This window comes from Paenibacillus sp. 32O-W, from assembly GCF_007679495.1.
Lineage (GTDB): Bacteria > Bacillota > Bacilli > Paenibacillales > NBRC-103111 > Paenibacillus_L > Paenibacillus_L residui.
In genome coordinates this window covers 40376-55135 of record NZ_VEGP01000035.1, presented here as the reverse complement: position 1 = coordinate 55135, position 14760 = coordinate 40376, and the positions used below count along the sequence as shown (strand labels likewise).

At 51.4% G+C, this 14760-nt stretch carries 13 protein-coding genes and 1 pseudogene; 6 read left to right on the top strand and 8 right to left on the bottom strand.

What is annotated here, in order from left to right; translation table 11 throughout:
- Positions 1–858: IS256 family transposase (locus FS806_RS14970; protein WP_144938060.1), on the bottom strand; the 858-nt coding region annotated here is incomplete at its 3' end.
- Positions 859–1195: 337 nt separating this feature from the next.
- Between FS806_RS14970 and FS806_RS26205 the strand changes: the two are divergent.
- Together FS806_RS26205 and FS806_RS14960 are read left to right on the top strand one after the other, a co-directional pair.
- A pseudogene (locus tag FS806_RS26205) lies at positions 1196–1333 on the top strand (ATP-binding protein); the annotation flags it as partial.
- A 779-nt stretch (positions 1334–2112) separates the two neighbouring features.
- Positions 2113–3669: a DUF4127 family protein gene (locus tag FS806_RS14960; protein ID WP_144938041.1), complete on the top strand. Its 1557-nt coding sequence runs from the start codon at positions 2113–2115 to the stop codon at positions 3667–3669.
- 123 nt (positions 3670–3792) lie between these two features.
- Here the strand turns inward: FS806_RS14960 and FS806_RS26200 are convergent, their stop codons facing one another.
- The 3 genes from FS806_RS26200 to FS806_RS14950 all read right to left on the bottom strand — a co-directional run bounded on the left by FS806_RS26200 (position 3793) and on the right by FS806_RS14950 (position 4988).
- On the bottom strand, positions 3793–3972 hold the full coding sequence (locus tag FS806_RS26200; protein WP_222126672.1) for a hypothetical protein: 180 nt from the start codon (positions 3970–3972) through the stop codon (positions 3793–3795).
- Positions 3973–4143: 171 nt separating this feature from the next.
- The gene (locus FS806_RS14955; protein WP_225312569.1) at positions 4144–4710 is read right to left on the bottom strand and encodes a GNAT family N-acetyltransferase; all 567 of its coding nucleotides are present in this window, start codon (positions 4708–4710) and stop codon (positions 4144–4146) included.
- Positions 4711–4721: 11 nt separating this feature from the next.
- Positions 4722–4988, bottom strand: a complete 267-nt coding sequence (locus tag FS806_RS14950) for a hypothetical protein (protein WP_144938039.1) — start codon at positions 4986–4988, stop codon at positions 4722–4724.
- A gap of 433 nt (positions 4989–5421) precedes the next feature.
- Here FS806_RS14950 and FS806_RS14945 point away from each other — a divergent pair, with 433 nt between their 5' ends.
- The 4 genes from FS806_RS14945 to FS806_RS14930 all read left to right on the top strand — a co-directional run bounded on the left by FS806_RS14945 (position 5422) and on the right by FS806_RS14930 (position 10458).
- The gene (locus tag FS806_RS14945; RefSeq protein WP_144938037.1) at positions 5422–6804 is read left to right on the top strand and encodes an ABC transporter substrate-binding protein; all 1383 of its coding nucleotides are present in this window, start codon (positions 5422–5424) and stop codon (positions 6802–6804) included.
- 124 nt (positions 6805–6928) lie between these two features.
- Complete coding sequence (locus FS806_RS14940) at positions 6929–7855, top strand: carbohydrate ABC transporter permease (RefSeq protein ID WP_144938035.1); 927 nt, start codon at positions 6929–6931, stop codon at positions 7853–7855.
- A complete protein-coding gene (locus FS806_RS14935; RefSeq protein ID WP_144938033.1) occupies positions 7855–8694 on the top strand; it encodes a carbohydrate ABC transporter permease in 840 nt (279 codons plus the stop codon). Before FS806_RS14940 ends, FS806_RS14935 begins: the two co-directional genes overlap by 1 nt.
- A 63-nt stretch (positions 8695–8757) precedes the next feature.
- Complete coding sequence (locus tag FS806_RS14930) at positions 8758–10458, top strand: DUF4855 domain-containing protein (RefSeq protein WP_144938031.1); 1701 nt, start codon at positions 8758–8760, stop codon at positions 10456–10458.
- 76 nt (positions 10459–10534) lie between these two features.
- On the opposite strand, the gene FS806_RS14925 is transcribed toward FS806_RS14930, so the two are convergent.
- From FS806_RS14925 to FS806_RS14910, 4 genes are all read right to left on the bottom strand, one after another.
- Complete coding sequence (locus tag FS806_RS14925; protein WP_144938029.1) at positions 10535–11107, bottom strand: class I SAM-dependent methyltransferase; 573 nt, start codon at positions 11105–11107, stop codon at positions 10535–10537.
- Positions 11108–11123: 16 nt separating this feature from the next.
- Positions 11124–12362 (bottom strand): cytochrome P450, encoded by a 1239-nt coding sequence (locus tag FS806_RS14920; RefSeq protein ID WP_144938027.1) that lies wholly within the window; start codon positions 12360–12362, stop codon positions 11124–11126.
- A 191-nt stretch (positions 12363–12553) separates the two neighbouring features.
- Positions 12554–13330 (bottom strand): sugar phosphate isomerase/epimerase family protein, encoded by a 777-nt coding sequence (locus tag FS806_RS14915; RefSeq protein WP_144938025.1) that lies wholly within the window; start codon positions 13328–13330, stop codon positions 12554–12556.
- A 263-nt stretch (positions 13331–13593) separates the two neighbouring features.
- Positions 13594–14697, bottom strand: coding sequence for an alcohol dehydrogenase catalytic domain-containing protein (locus FS806_RS14910; RefSeq protein ID WP_397347520.1), 1104 nt, complete (start codon positions 14695–14697; stop codon positions 13594–13596).
- Positions 14698–14760 lie beyond the last annotated feature (63 nt).

The window sequence follows — 14760 nt, the reverse complement described above, 5'->3', positions numbered from 1 at the left end:
CCACTTTCCCTTAAACACGTCAAACGCAGCCAGCGCTAATTCATGATCCAGCGCATGATAGACGGTTTTGAGATCCTTTAGAAAATCGGTTTTGTCTTCCACCCGGATTTTTGGAAACGTCGAGCGTACTTTATGCACAACGCAATGCTGAACATCTGCTTTGGGGTAGACCTCGCGAAACGCCTCTTCCAGGCCCGGAAGCCCATCAAAAACCCCAAGCAGCACTTCACGTACGCCGCGGTTATACAGGTCTTTAAGCACGTCTTTCCAGCCGTTGGCGCTTTCTTGACCGCCAACGTAGAAGCCGAGGATGTGGCGATGGCCTTGCTCGTTGATTCCCATGACAAAATAGATCACTTCGCCGCTGACGGTGCTTCGTTTCAGCTTCACATACATGCCGTCCAGATAAATCACCGAATAACGCTTCTCAAGCGGTCTGGACTGCCAACGACAAACGTCTTCGAGCACGGTGCTGGTAATGTTACTTACGGTAGTAGGGGAATACTGACTGCTGAACATGCCCTCGATAAACTGAGCCACATCGCGGGTACTCATTCCGCCTTTATACATGTGGATAACAGCCTCCTCTAACCAACCGTCTCGACGCTGGTAAGGTTCAAAGACCTGTGTATGGAATTCGCCGTTACGGTCTCGCGGAACTCGTAGATCGTCGATTTTACCATACTTCGTATCCAGGGTACGTACATAATAACCGTTGCGGCTATTTGGTTTTTCCGCGTGTTCCTGCATAAAGTGCTGAATTTCTTCTCGCATGATCAGTTCGAGTTTTTCTTTCACAAAATCTGTGACAAGATTTTCAATTAGATTTGTGAGCATGTTTTCGTGTATAGTTACCATGAGTAGGGTTCCTTTCTTGGTGACTTTTTGCAATCCCGAGAATACCCTACTTTTTTGTCGCCTGTGAAGGCTCCAAATCTTGGTACACAGAATACTTTACGCCATCATTTTTTCGTTGTTCATCCCTTATTTCTCCTTTCTTTTAGGCGCTATATAGCGCGATTTGGACTATTTTTGTTGTATCCATAAAATTTAAAAGTGTAGGTTCATCGCGTATTAGAAACTATACTCATATTTCTATCTTGAATGGGGTTCTTAAAGTAATATTATGACAGAATATTACTTCTTTATGAAGGGGTTTTGTTCTGGCGAGACTTGTTAAACGCATTCAAGATTGGGAGAATTGTTAGGTGATCCTGCCATCACGACCGCTATTCTTGATCGTATCTTACATAAAAGTGAGATCATACATTTAAGTGGGGACAGCTTCCGGCTTAAACACAGAGAAACCATATTTGGAATGCCTAGGTGTTGAAAGTTAGCGAAATCTGCTCAAAAGTACTTGACGGTTACACCAGTCTGTCCTTGCCCTGATATTGTGGTATCTCTCATGGAAATGGAAGAGACCTTATGAAATTGATTAGTTAAGAACACCGCCGACATCAAGACATTCCCTATATTTTGAAAGTTGCTCTAATTAAAGTTCAAAGAAAGCGGGAAAGCAAACGCTGTTAACGACTGCAGCAGTGGCCTTCTCTTTCAGATTTTCGCTATTTTCGCACAGCGTCTTTTTCCTATGTTTGCCAAATCTTCCGACATCTTTTATCTCCACTGCCATTTGAAGAAATATTCCACCGCAAATGTCAAAATCAAATAAAATTGTTCGGCTGTAACCGAGTCAATCATGCTATAATGTGGGCAAACGCTCATAGGATGACCCCACAAAGTGACGCATAGCTTTCGCAGCTTATTCCGTCCGCACTCCAACGGAGTCGGCGTCTATACCTTCCTCTAATCGCGGTCGTTCTTCATGATTTGCTTCGATAAAGGTTTATACAGTACTTTGCGGGGAGCCCCAAACATTCCCCACAAAGTGACGCATGCCTTCGCAGCGTATTCCGTCCGCACTCCATAGGAGTCGGGTCTAAACCTTCTCTAATCGCGATCGTTCTTCACGATTTGCTTCGATAAAGGTTTATACAGTACTTTGCGGGGAGCCCCAAACATTCCCCACAAAGTGACGCGTGGCCTACGAAGCGTATTCCGGGTACTTTGCGGGGAGCCCCAGAACTTACAGCTTAAGGAGGATTTATTTTGAATCGTATTGTTTTACTGCCGCTGGATGAAAGACCGTGCAATGTAGATTATCCCGAGCAGCTTGCCCGTTTGGGCGGCCTGCCTCTTTCCGTACCGCCGTTTTCCATGTTGGGGGATAAGAAACGCCCGGCGGATTGTGATCAACTCGCCCAATGGCTGAAGCAAGAGGCCGAACAGGCAGACAGCCTTATCCTTTCGATCGATATGCTCGTGTATGGCGGCATCGTCCCCTCTCGGCTGCACCATTACAGCCCCGAGCAATGCCAAGAAAGAATCGATCTGCTTCGGGAATTAAAGCTGAGTCGTCCGAATTTGAAAATTTATGCCTTTAATTTGATCATGAGGACGCCGGCCGCGAGCAGCAACGATGAAGAGCCGGATTATTACGCGGAGTACGGAAGCTCCATCTTCCGCTATTCCTGGCTTAAGGACAAGCAGGAACGCGAGGAGCTCGATGCTGAAGAACAGCAGGAATGGGAAGAACTGCTACGCAAGATTCCGGAGGAAGTGCTGACAGAGCATCTGCATCGCAGGAGCGTTAATTCCTATGTCAATGAATATTCCATCCGGCTGGCCGAGGAAGGAATTATAGACTTCCTGATCATTCCTCTGGATGATAATGCCCATTATGGCTTCTCCGCTATGGAGCAGCGCAGGCTGCTTTTCCTGACTGAGGAATTGGGCCTCATGGACCGGGTATTCCTATATCCGGGAGCGGACGAAATCGGGTGTACGCTGGTCGCGAGAGTGTTCTGCGAAACTATGGACTACCATCCGGAAATCTTCGTCCGGTACTCGTCTACCCAAGGACCTTTCGTGATTCCCCGGTATGAGGACCGCAGCCTCAATGAAAGCATCAAATCGCATATTACTGCAGGGGGAGCCTTCATGGCGGACTCATCGCATGAGGCGGATTTAGTGCTGATGGTCCATTCGCCGCCGGTCGGACAGAAGGATGCCGCCGAATCGTCGAGAGCTTTCCGCGACCGGCACCGCTCCTACTTCTCGGAGGTTCATTTCAATGAATTCATTCAAGCGATGCGCAACTACACATCCAAAGGCAAGACCGTAGCGCTCGCGGACGTGGCCAATTCCAACGGCAGCGACCACACCTTCATGAAAATGGTGTCCCGCTCCGGACTTCTGCCGAAGCTGGCAGGTTATTCGGCCTGGAATACGTCCGGGAATACTTTGGGAACGGTAATTGCCCACGGAATTATCGAGTCTTACTACCGCCGTCCCGGACTGCGGCAAGATGAGGACCGCCTGCATCTTAGCCGGGAATTCTATCTGCTTCGCCTGATAGAGGACTGGGGATATCAGGCGCTTGTCCGCTCCGACATTACGAAGAATGTTCTGCCCGGTCTCGGGGCCAATTACTTCGATGTCGCTCACGTATACGATACGGTGACCGCAACTGTTCGGCAGAAGCTCACCGAATTTATAGAAACCTACCTGCAGGATCTGCAGCCGGAACGAATTCATCTGGAGCAGGTGGAAATGCCTTGGAAGCGAATGTTCGAGGTCGGATTGAAGGTCAAGCTGGACCGATAGCCGGTCCGGTCCCGGGGGCAGGGGGGATAGCCGTTAGCGCCCGCCCCGCCGGTATCAAGCAGCAACGCGCGCTGGAAACAGCGCGCGTTGTTCTGTTTTGTCCTCTTCTATCGGATACTCGCCTTACTCGGATTGTCCATTAGGTGATAAAAGCTTTTCCTTGGGCAAGGACAGACAGAAGTGCATGTCTTTTTGCAAAAATTCGGTAAATCCCGAAGAAGACGTGCAAATCTGCTGGTCTTTCCGGCCAAAATGCGTAAAATCAGCAAAACATCCAAATTTACCTGCACTTTTGCTCGTCATTTGCCGGTTTCAGCCAACCACCTTCCAAAGACCTGCACTTTTGCTCGTCTTTTGCGGTTTTAGCCAACACCCACCCGACAATGACCTGCACTTTTGCGGGTCTTTTGCCGGTTGCAGCTAACCGTCTTTCTCGCTATAACGCTTTCACGGCCTGGCAGCCGATCCGGTCCGTTAAAGTAATTTTCGCTGCAGCAATTCCTCCATCATGGCCCAGCCTTCCCTGCAGGACTCCTCGACAACCCAAGGCTCGAAACCGAATTGAAGATACATCTGAATCGCTTTCCAGCTTGTCGTTTGCGTGGTCAAATATGCTCTGTCATGGAAATCGGCCAGACGTTTCATCGCATGGGAAAGCAGAGGCTTGGCTAACCCCCGGCCCTGATGCTCCGGTACGATGGCGACCCAGTGTATTCTCCCATACGGTTCTCCCCGTAACGTGTTGTACCATGCCGTTGTTGTTCCGACGGCGGTTCCCGGCCCGTCTTCCAGAATGAAGCACCGAAGCTGCATTTCATCGAGATGCTTCCCGAACTCGCGGTTAAAATGAAGCTCCGCCTGCTCTTGGCTCGGAAACTCTCCGGCCCGCCACTCAATGGCTGCCCATAGATGCTCATCTCCCGGCCGGAAGGAACGAATCCGGTAAGGGGCCGGCAGAGCAACATCCGGAATGCCCTGCAAATGAGGCCTGATCATGGTCAGAGGGATTTCAGCTACTTGCGGGTTCCCTTTGATATGCATAGAACCCTCCATTAACGGTTAAATATCGATAACAAAATCAGAATAACAACGATCACGACTCCGATCAGCAGCGGAGTGCTTCGTTTCACCTTGCCTTCCAGCCTTGCCGAGTGGATCACGATCTGGCTGTGCCTGCCTTCCGCCTTAAGCTTCTCCAGCACCTTCTGCTTGGCATCTTCCTCGTCCTTGGCCCGAACGGATACGATGTTTTGCTTTCTCTGCTTCTCTTCGTCAAACAAGGTTTCGGTTGATGTATATTTCACTGAATAAATATTCATTCTGCCAGCCCTTCTTTCTATATATAGATATTAATATGTATGAGATAATCGGAGTATTTCAAGAAAGCGCTCGCGTTCAAGAAAATCTCTCCATCGCAAAATATATCATTTATTATAGCAAATATTGGCACACTCTCCTAACCTTCACTGACTTTTTGAAGATCCGGCAGCAAGCTTTTTTCAGTAAAATTCTCTTTCTAAGAATAAGGTGAAAAAAACCGTTATTTTTTAAAATAATAGCGGAATTTAATTCCATTCTGTGCTATATTTTTAGTAGCACCGAATTTATCTGATTTTTTTGAAAAACGATGTAAGCGGATTCAGTCTTGTCCGTAAAAAAGGGGGAGGGTGTTACTCAACAGCAAGATTCGGGACAAAGCGGCAAAAAGATAAAAAATTATGTCAGTGACTTTAAGAAGGAGGAGTTCGGTCTATGAAAGCGAGATTCAAAAAAATTACCTCTCCTGTTCTGATTAGTTTATTAATCGGTTCTTTGGCAGCCGGTTGCAGCTCCGGCTCCGGTTCCGGCTCAACCCCTTCCGGCAACGCCGGAGCCACGCCCGGAACATCGCCGCAAACGCAGCCATCCCAGAAGCCGGCGGATAAACCGAAGGATGCGGTGGAGATTACGTTCTGGCATGTCTGGTCCGAGAAAGACTCCGGACCAATCGAAGCGACGGTGGAAGCATTCAACAAGAGTCAAGACCGAATCAAGGTGAAGGTGCTCGGTAATCAGGACGCCACGAAACAATTGACAGCGATTTCAGGGGGCAATCCGCCTGATGTGGCCCTGACCTTCTGGAACAACATCGGCCCTTGGGCCGATGCCGGAGCCGTATTGGATCTGGACAGCTATTTCTCCAAGGACAATTTCGATATCGGCTCGGTCGTCCCTGCCGCTATGGAACGAATGAAGGTAGGCGACAAATACTACGGCGTTCCTTTTACCATGAGCATGGCCAACACCCTTATGTATAACAAGCAAGCCTTCCAGGAAGCCGGCCTTACCGAACCGCCGGAGACCTTGGACCAGCTTCTCGATTACGCCCAGAAGCTGACCAAGAAAGACGGATCGGGCAATCTGACCAACATCGGCTTTCTGCCGGACTATCCGTGGATCGATAACGTTTTCTGGCCCGTTATCTTCGGCGGCTCCTGGGTGGACGATAGCGGCAAGGTAACCCCGAACCGCAAGGAGAACGTTGCCTCCATCGAGTATCAGCGCAAATTCTACGAGCTGTACGGCAACGATGCCGTCGGCAAATTCAAGTCCGGGCTCGGCCAAAGAGGCACGCCGCAGGATCCGATGCTGACCGGTCAAATCGCCATGATCATCGGGTGGGAATATAACTTCACCGAGGAAAGAACCGCTGACGGCCCTATCGGCATCGCCCCATTCCCTTATCCGGCGGATCGCCCCGACCTGAAGGGATCGGGTATGGTTTCCCCGCGCGGGGTCTTCATTCCGAAGAAAGCGAAGCACCCTGACGAAGCGTGGGAATTCTTGAAATATTTAATGAGCGTCGATACGCAAGTGGCATTCGCCCAGGAGTCCAAAGTCATTCCGACCGTCAAGAAAGCACTGGATGACGAAAGGCTGACGAAGAACGAAGAGCTGAGAACGATGTGGGATTTCTACGAGCGGGCCAAGAGCGAGAATTTGCAGGGCTTCCCCAACAACGTGTATATCAATCAATATTTACAGGCGTTGAGCGAAGAAACGGAGAAAGCTCTGAAAGGCCAATCTTCCGCCCAGGAAGCTATGGATAAAGTGGCGGAGAAGATCCAGCCGCTGGCGGACAAAGCGAATAAATAATCCGGGAGGCAGCAGGCGGACGCCGGGAAGCAGCATGGATGATGCTCCGCGTTCTTCGGCCGTCCGTCCGCCGCCGTTCAAGCCCTATCTATGATTCAGCCATTGAAGGAGGCCGGAAGAACTGATGACCAATCGAACGAGAACGGCCGGGCAACGGAACAGGGCGTTCAAAGCTTTCCTAATCGGCCTGTTGTTCACCAGTCCCTGGTGGATTGGCTTCGTTGTTTTCAAGCTGTATCCGATCCTGATGTCGTTCTATTACAGCGTCACGGAATACAATTTATTCTCCCCGCCCGATGTCGTCGGAGCGGAGAACTACGTTAATCTTTTTGCCGATGATAAATTTTATCTGTCTTTATTCAATACGGGCTACCTGATCGTCTTCGGCCTGATTCCCCACCTGGCCTTCGCGTTAGCCATGGCCATGCTGTTGAATACGAAGGTAAAGGGGCAGGCTCTGTACCGCACGATTTATTTCCTGCCCACTCTCGTTCCGGCGGTTGCCAGCTCCTTGCTGTGGATGTGGCTGCTCAATGCGCAATACGGCCTTGTCAACGATCTGCTCGGGAGCATCGGCATTAACGGGCCGAACTGGCTGGTCGATCCCGCATGGACCAAGCCCGCCATCATCCTGATGGGATTCTGGGCGACGGGAACGAATACGGTGCTGTATTTGGCCGCCCTGCAGGACGTTCCGCAATCGTTCTATGAAGCTGCGGAGATCGATGGAGCCGGACGATGGAGCAAGTTCTGGAACATTACGCTTCCCTCCATCTCTCCGGTCACATTGTTCCTGCTGATTATGGGGCTGATCGGCTACTTCCAGTTTTTCACCGAAGGGATGATCTTCGCGGAAGCGTCCCAGTCGGTCGGAGGACCGGAGAATTCCTTGCTGTTCTACGCCATTTATTTGTACCAAACCGCTTTCTCGTTCCTGAATATGGGATATGCATCCGCCATGGCCTGGATTTTGTTTCTATTCGTTATGGGGCTTACCCTGCTTGTGTTCAAAACTTCGGCACGCTGGGTTTATTACGGGGGTGAGAAATAATGGCCCGACCATCCGCTGCGCGTTCCATCCGCACAAGCCTGGTGCCGCATCTTGGGCTTGCTCTCGTCGGCTTGCTGTTCCTGCTTCCTTTCGTCTGGCTCGTCTTAACCTCGGTTAAGTCGGAGGAAGAAATCTTCTCGCTGCCTGTCGTATGGTGGCCGAGTACATTCGAATGGCTCAATTATTCCAACGCTGTGCAGGCCATTCCTTTTCTTCGCTATACGTTGAATACGCTGTTTTTGTGCGCCCTGGCGGTGATCGGCCAGCTTATTTCCGCACCGCTGGCCGCTTACGGATTCTCCAGGCTGCAATTCCGCGGCCGCAATCTGATGTTCTTCATCATGATGGGCTCCATGATGCTGCCTTACCAGGTGACGATGATCCCGGTTTATGTGCTGTTCAACAAGCTGAACATGGTCGATACATACTGGCCGATCATTCTTCAGAACCTGTTCGGGATCCCCTTCTACATCTTTCTGATGCGGCAGTTTTTCCTGACCATTCCGTATGAATTAACGGAGTCGGCCAAGATCGACGGGGCCTCGGAATTTCGGATTTATTGGCAAATCATTATGCCGTTGGCCAAGCCGGCGCTGTATTCGGTGGCGCTGTTTGCTTTCTTGAATGAATGGAAGGACTTCCTCGGTCCGCTCATCTATCTGAATGATCCCGACAAGTGGACCTTGTCAGTCGGCCTGCGGGCCTTTATCGGAGAACATAAGGTCTCCTGGGGATTGTTGATGGCCTCGGCTACGATGTTCACGGTTCCGATTGTCGTCCTGTACTTCTTCGTGCAGAAGAAATTCATCCAAGGCATTTCCCTGACAGGCCTCAAGTAGAAGCAGGCTGAAGGGGCAGCTCATAGCTATTAAACTTCATGGGTACAAAGGAGGATAAAAATTATGAAATTACGCAAATGGTTTTCATTATGCCTAGCAGCGATGCTGGCCATCTCTCTCGTCCCTGCGGCCGGTTTCGCCCAACCGGCTCACTCCGAACCGGACGGCGGTTTGGTCAATTTGGCGCTGGGCAAGAGCTATACGCTGGAAACCCCTTATCCGCGGGATTCACACTTCAGTACGGTGGAGGCCGCTCATCCGGATGATACAGGCCGGCAATTAACCGATGGGGAATACGGCGGTACGACCTTCTCGAACATGGCATATGTCGGCAGCATCTGGCAGGGAAGCCGGATCGTCACCATCGATCTGGAGCAAGTATCTACGATTCAGGAAATTTCCGTGAATGTGCTGCAAGATTTGCCGGTCGGCATCTTCTTTCCCAAGCAGGTCCAATTCTCCATCTCTCATAACGGGAAGGTCTGGGAGAAGCTGGACACGGTGAACAACGAAATCTCCACTACGGAGAAGGGCCCGCTCACCCAAAAGCTCACTCTGCAAGGAATTAACAAGGTAGCCCGTTATGTTAAAGCAGAGATTGCCGTCGACTCCTGGGTATTCATGGATGAAATCGAAGTCTGGGGAACGCCGGGCCGGTCCGGACGCCCGCTAACCCCTTCACCGCAGGGGCCGAAAGACAAAATTAAGTATCCCGGACCTGGCTCGGAGCAAGCCGGAGGCATTCGCAGCGAAGTGCTGATCTACACCGGAGAATGGCAATATGAGCCCGCAGACTGGATTTCGTTTACTAAAGAGGACTTCAAGCCCTATGTCTCTTATGTGGATACCGATATGAACAGGGTCGATTACATGTTCGACGGCTATTTGTTCCTCCCCTACGCGCCGCTGCTGGATGGCGCCAACTTCGGGCCAACTACGGGAAAGCCGACCAACAAAGCCCACTTCGAGTCGTTCCTGGATCGTCTGTTCCGCGACGATTATGAGCTGGGGGCGTTGAACCAGGCTGTCCAGGAAGCCAAAGCGGAATTGGGGAATCCTGCTTATAAGGCTAAAGTAGCGATAGCCATTCCATATCCGCGTACCGATCAGAACGATTTTGGCGATGTGGATGGGGACGGCATCAGTGAAAACATGAAGGTAAGCGAGGTCGGGGAAGACCAAGCGTTGGCCAACCGGGAGAAGGTCGTCCGCTGGTTCGTGGACGAAGTTTATGATCGCTGGCAGCAGGCCGGATATACCGAGCTGGAGCTGGTCTCCTTCTATTGGTACAACGAATTCGTTGCCTACCAGCTTGCGGAGAAAGACGGGGAGCTGATCCGCCGCACAGGCGATTACGTCCGTTCCAAAGGAGCGAGGCTGCAGTGGATTCCTTATTACTTCGGCCGAGGCTGGGACGAATGGAAGGACATTGGCTTCGATTCCGCCCTGATGCAGCCGAATTATACGTTCCATAACACAACGGCAGATCGTGTCGATGCCGTTGCTCAAGCCGCCCGCGCTCACGGCATGGGTGTCGAGATCGAGATGAGCGACGCCGTACTGACCAATCCTGAGATTCGTGACAAGTATTACACATATCTGGATAAAGGCGTGGAATACGGCTATATGAAGGGATCTTATAACGCTTACTACCAGCAAGTGAAAACGTTGCTGAAAGCGGCGCAGTCCGACGATCCCGACGCACGCGAAGTGTATGATCTCACCTATCAGTTTATCAAAGGCACTTACAAGGCTCGTCAATAAGAGAGAACTAAGGTCCATCAAATAAGGGACTGCCGCTGAGGGCAGTCCCTTGCAATTTCAAGATTAAGAATTCAAGCTAAATCTTGCGGGCAATCATCAGGTACAAGGCATCGGAAGGATCCTGTCTCGTGACCAATTCGAAGCCGGCCTCCTTCAATGACTCCTCCATCTGCTCCGAAGGAATGCGATGGCTCGGCGGCGGACCCGATTCCGTCACCTTGTGCTCCCATTCCAGGCAGAGCAGATGCCCGCCCTTCTTCAGCACCCGTCCGATTTCGGCCAGCCCCTGCGTATACGGCTCCGCTTCATGAAGCACTATGGAAGCAATGACATGATCCACACTCCCGTCAGGCATCGGAATGGCCTCCAGTGGCCCCTCCTTGCTCTCGATGTTGGACAGTCCCTGCTCCTCCACCCGGTTTCTGAGCAGCTCCAGCATTCTTGGCTCCACATCAAGAGCATACACGGTTCCGCCGGTCATCTGTGCCGCGGGAATCGTGAAATAACCGGTGCCGGCCCCTACGTCGAGGATGACGTCGCTTCCTTCTATCGGGAGCAGCTTCAGCACTTGCTCGGGAGGGATCATCCTCCGGCGCTCCGGGTTATCCAATCTCTCCACATTGTCCGGGTTAAAACGGCGTTCGTGCATGTTTTCTCCTCCTCCATTAAGGGATCAGTCTGACCTTCAACGATTGCAGAGAACGGAAGACGACCGATTCCTTCCATGTAATTTCCGGCTCGGCTAATGCCAGATTCGGGAATCGGCGCAGCAGAGAACCGATAGCCACCTGACCTTCCATCCGGGCCAAGGCGGCCCCAAGACAGTAATGAATGCCCGCGGCGAAAGCCAGATGAGGATTGGGCTGCCGTGTTATATCGAAACGGTCGGGCTCGGCAAATACAGCCGGATCCCGATTGGCCGCACCTAACGAAACCAGAACCTCCTGGCCTCTCGTTATCGTCCGGCCGCCGATGATAACATCGGTCTGCGCCAAACGGGAGGTCATCTGCACCGGGCTTTCATAGCGCAATATTTCCTCCACCGCCCCGGGGATAAGCTCGGGCTTCTCCAGAAGCAAAGCGTGCTGCTCCGGGTGAGTCAGTAAAGTATATACTCCATTCGCAATCAGATTGACCGTCGTCTCATGACCGGCGACCAGTAGAAGGACGCACGAAGCGATCAACTCTTCCTCCGTCAGCTTCTGCTCATTCTCTTCCGCGCGGATGAGCGCACTGATCAAGTCATTCTGCGGGCTGCGTCTGCGCTCGGCTACAATGCCCCGCAGATACTCCGTTAATTCCTGAACGACCCTACTGCCTTCAACGAACAATGAACGTGACGCATTGAAATCGATCAGGCAGGCCACAAGGTTCGACCAATCTTTGAACTTCTGCCGGTCGCCTGCGGGAACCCCCAGCATTTCGGCAATAACGATGACCGGCAGCGGGAAAGCAAAGTCCGCGACCAGCTCCGTCTCCTCACGCGTGGCAATCTCCTCCAGCAATTCATCGGTAATCGCCTGGATTCTCGGAGCCAGATGTTCGATCATTCTCGGGGTGAAGGCCTTGCTGACAAGGCCGCGCAGCCGCGTATGGTCCGGGGGATCCCGGAAGAGCATAAACCGATTGAGCAGCTCCACGGCCGGCCGGATATCCGCTTCAATCTCCAGGGGAGGCCCCGAATGATCCATTCTTTTGCCGAATCGGGCATCCTTCAGCACATGGGCCACATCTTCATAACGGGTTACCAGCCAAGAGCTCGAACCCGGCACCGCATGGACGGGATCGCGTTCACGCAAAGCGCGGTACAGGACATGCGGATTGGCATAGAATCCGGGAGTACCAGGTTGAAAGCTGACCTCTCCTTCAAACTGTTGAACGGAATTACTTCTTGCCTCGGTCATAGCGCCACCTCACTAATGAAATAATGATGCAGGAAATCGTCCGTCTGACATTCATTGGGATTGTTTCCTACATCATATCAAAAAGTGGCGACCGGTAGATAGGGCGGTCATTTAATAATTTGGGAAACTTTGTAAGTTCATTTTGTTCGTTAAGGAACAATATCAGTCTTTTTCAGATGGGTTCCCGGAAATTACAGCTTTTTCTCTATCGCTTCGGCATCCTTTAGCATCGTTTCCAATGGAGTATCCCACTGATATTCCAGAATGGCGCGATAGCCGTGATTCAATTCCCGCAGAGCTTCCCAAATCGGTTCCCAATCGATTGTTCCTTCTCCTACCGGCTGATGCAAATCATCATACCCGTCATTGTCATGAAGGTGGAGGGCGCTAAGCCGGGTTCCCAATTGACGGATCAACTGCGGGATGTCCCATCCGTTAATATGGGCATGTCCTACGTCGACCAGCGCGGTAATTTCCGGAATTTCCTCGAACAAGCGGACGAACTCTTCCTGGTCGAACAGTGCGTGCTCGCGGAAGCCGACGTTCTCCACGGCCAGCTCGATGCCGAGCTTTCGGGCTTCTTCCCCCAGTTTCCTAAGACTGTCCTTGGAGCATTCCTGGGATTCCTTGCGAAGAAATAACGGGGTCACGGGAAAACTCGGATGGATTACCATCTGTTCGGCCCCTATCTTGGCAGACCAAGCGAGGCATTCCCTATAGACGTCCAAAGAATAATTTCTCAGGAGATCGAAACGGGGAGTCGCCAGATTCAGCTCCCAGATCGGAGAATGAACGCTAATCGGACCCGGATGATCGGCAAATCGTGAAAATTCATGATGCCAGTTGACAGGCTCTCTCCAATTGGGGCCATCCATCGGAATCTCCACTCCGCCCTTCCACCGCTCGAACAACTCCGCACTGTCTTCAATCCGGTTCATGTACGGTAATAAATTTAAAAAGATAGCCATTCGCGAACTTCCTCCCTCATTTTTGTAAGCGCAAACAAAGCATTTGCGTATTATTTCCAGTATATCATTCTAGTCTTGATGTTCCCATCAGGAAGAGCCGACAGGCTCCAAAAAACGCGTTTTTTCGGAATGCCGCCGGCTTCTTCTTGAACAAATTCGTCCCTGCAAAATCAGGTTCGACTATAATTCCTCTGTAATCTGGTGTACAATAACCTTGTATCTATTTTTTCTCTTTTTATGGTGCTGGTCCGTTTCCATAGGTGCTACCATTGGAACGCCAGTACCGTTTTTTTCCACCCGCGATGCTCTGCAGCATCGTTCATGGCCTCTATATAATCTTCCAGCTTGCTTATTCTGGTCCATTCTTCCGGCAATATTTGCCGTAAAGTTTGCTGGTAGGAAGGATCCTTCATTGCCTCCAGCACCTGATAATAGTCGGGGGCATAGCTGCGGCTGCTGCCTATCAGAGTCAAGCCTTTCTCCAGCACATCCCTCGTGTTGATAGGGACGCGTTCCTCCGTAACTCCCATCAGAATCAGAATTCCGCCCGGATTAAGAATATCTATCGCCTGATTAACGGCGCTTTCACTGAATCTTCCGCCCGTACATTCCACCGCAATGTCCACCGTTTCCGCCGCAGCGAAATCATACTCTTGAACCATGGCGCAATCGGCAAAATGAAACTTATCGATTTTGTTCGGATCTGCCCCAAAGACCTTAAGCCGATCTTTATCCAGTCCAAACAAATGATGAATCATCGAGGCCGTCAAGTATCCGACGGGACCGTCTCCAAATACGGCTGCGCGTGCCCGGCCCCATCTGTCCCGAACCCGTTGGAGGGCTTGGTAAGATACGGAGCACAGCTCCGACAATACGGCAATTTCGTCCGGCAGGTCCGATGGAATCGGTATGGCGCAGGAAGCTGGAATGACCAGGCGGTTTTGGGCTATCCCGTCTATACCGCTCCCCAGAAAATAACCCCGAGAGCAGTAATTTCCTCCCGGCCCATCCTTGCACACCGGACAGCATTCTTCAGGAGTTATGCCGTCCTGCATATACCCCGGTATGTTAGGGACGATGACAACCCGTTCTCCTGTTTGTAATTCCGGGTCTGTGCTGTGCACCACCCGCCCCACTCCTTCATGAAGAAGAGCCATGGGCAGCTTCTTCGCCAGCGCTTCGGGACGTCTCTGTCCGGTATAGTAGCGTAAGTCGGCGTGACAAATGCTGGCCAAGGTCGGCTCAATGACTACATGTCCTTCGGGAATTGGCGTTTCCAGGAAGGTTTCCTCCATATGTCCGGGCCGAATCAATCTGTATGCGCGCGAGCAAACCTCATCCTTGTTTTCGGTTATCAAAACTATCACCTCCTTTCGAGGCAGAGGCGACCCGCCACATTCCAGAGCGGAAACGACTGCGTTCGGTTCAAG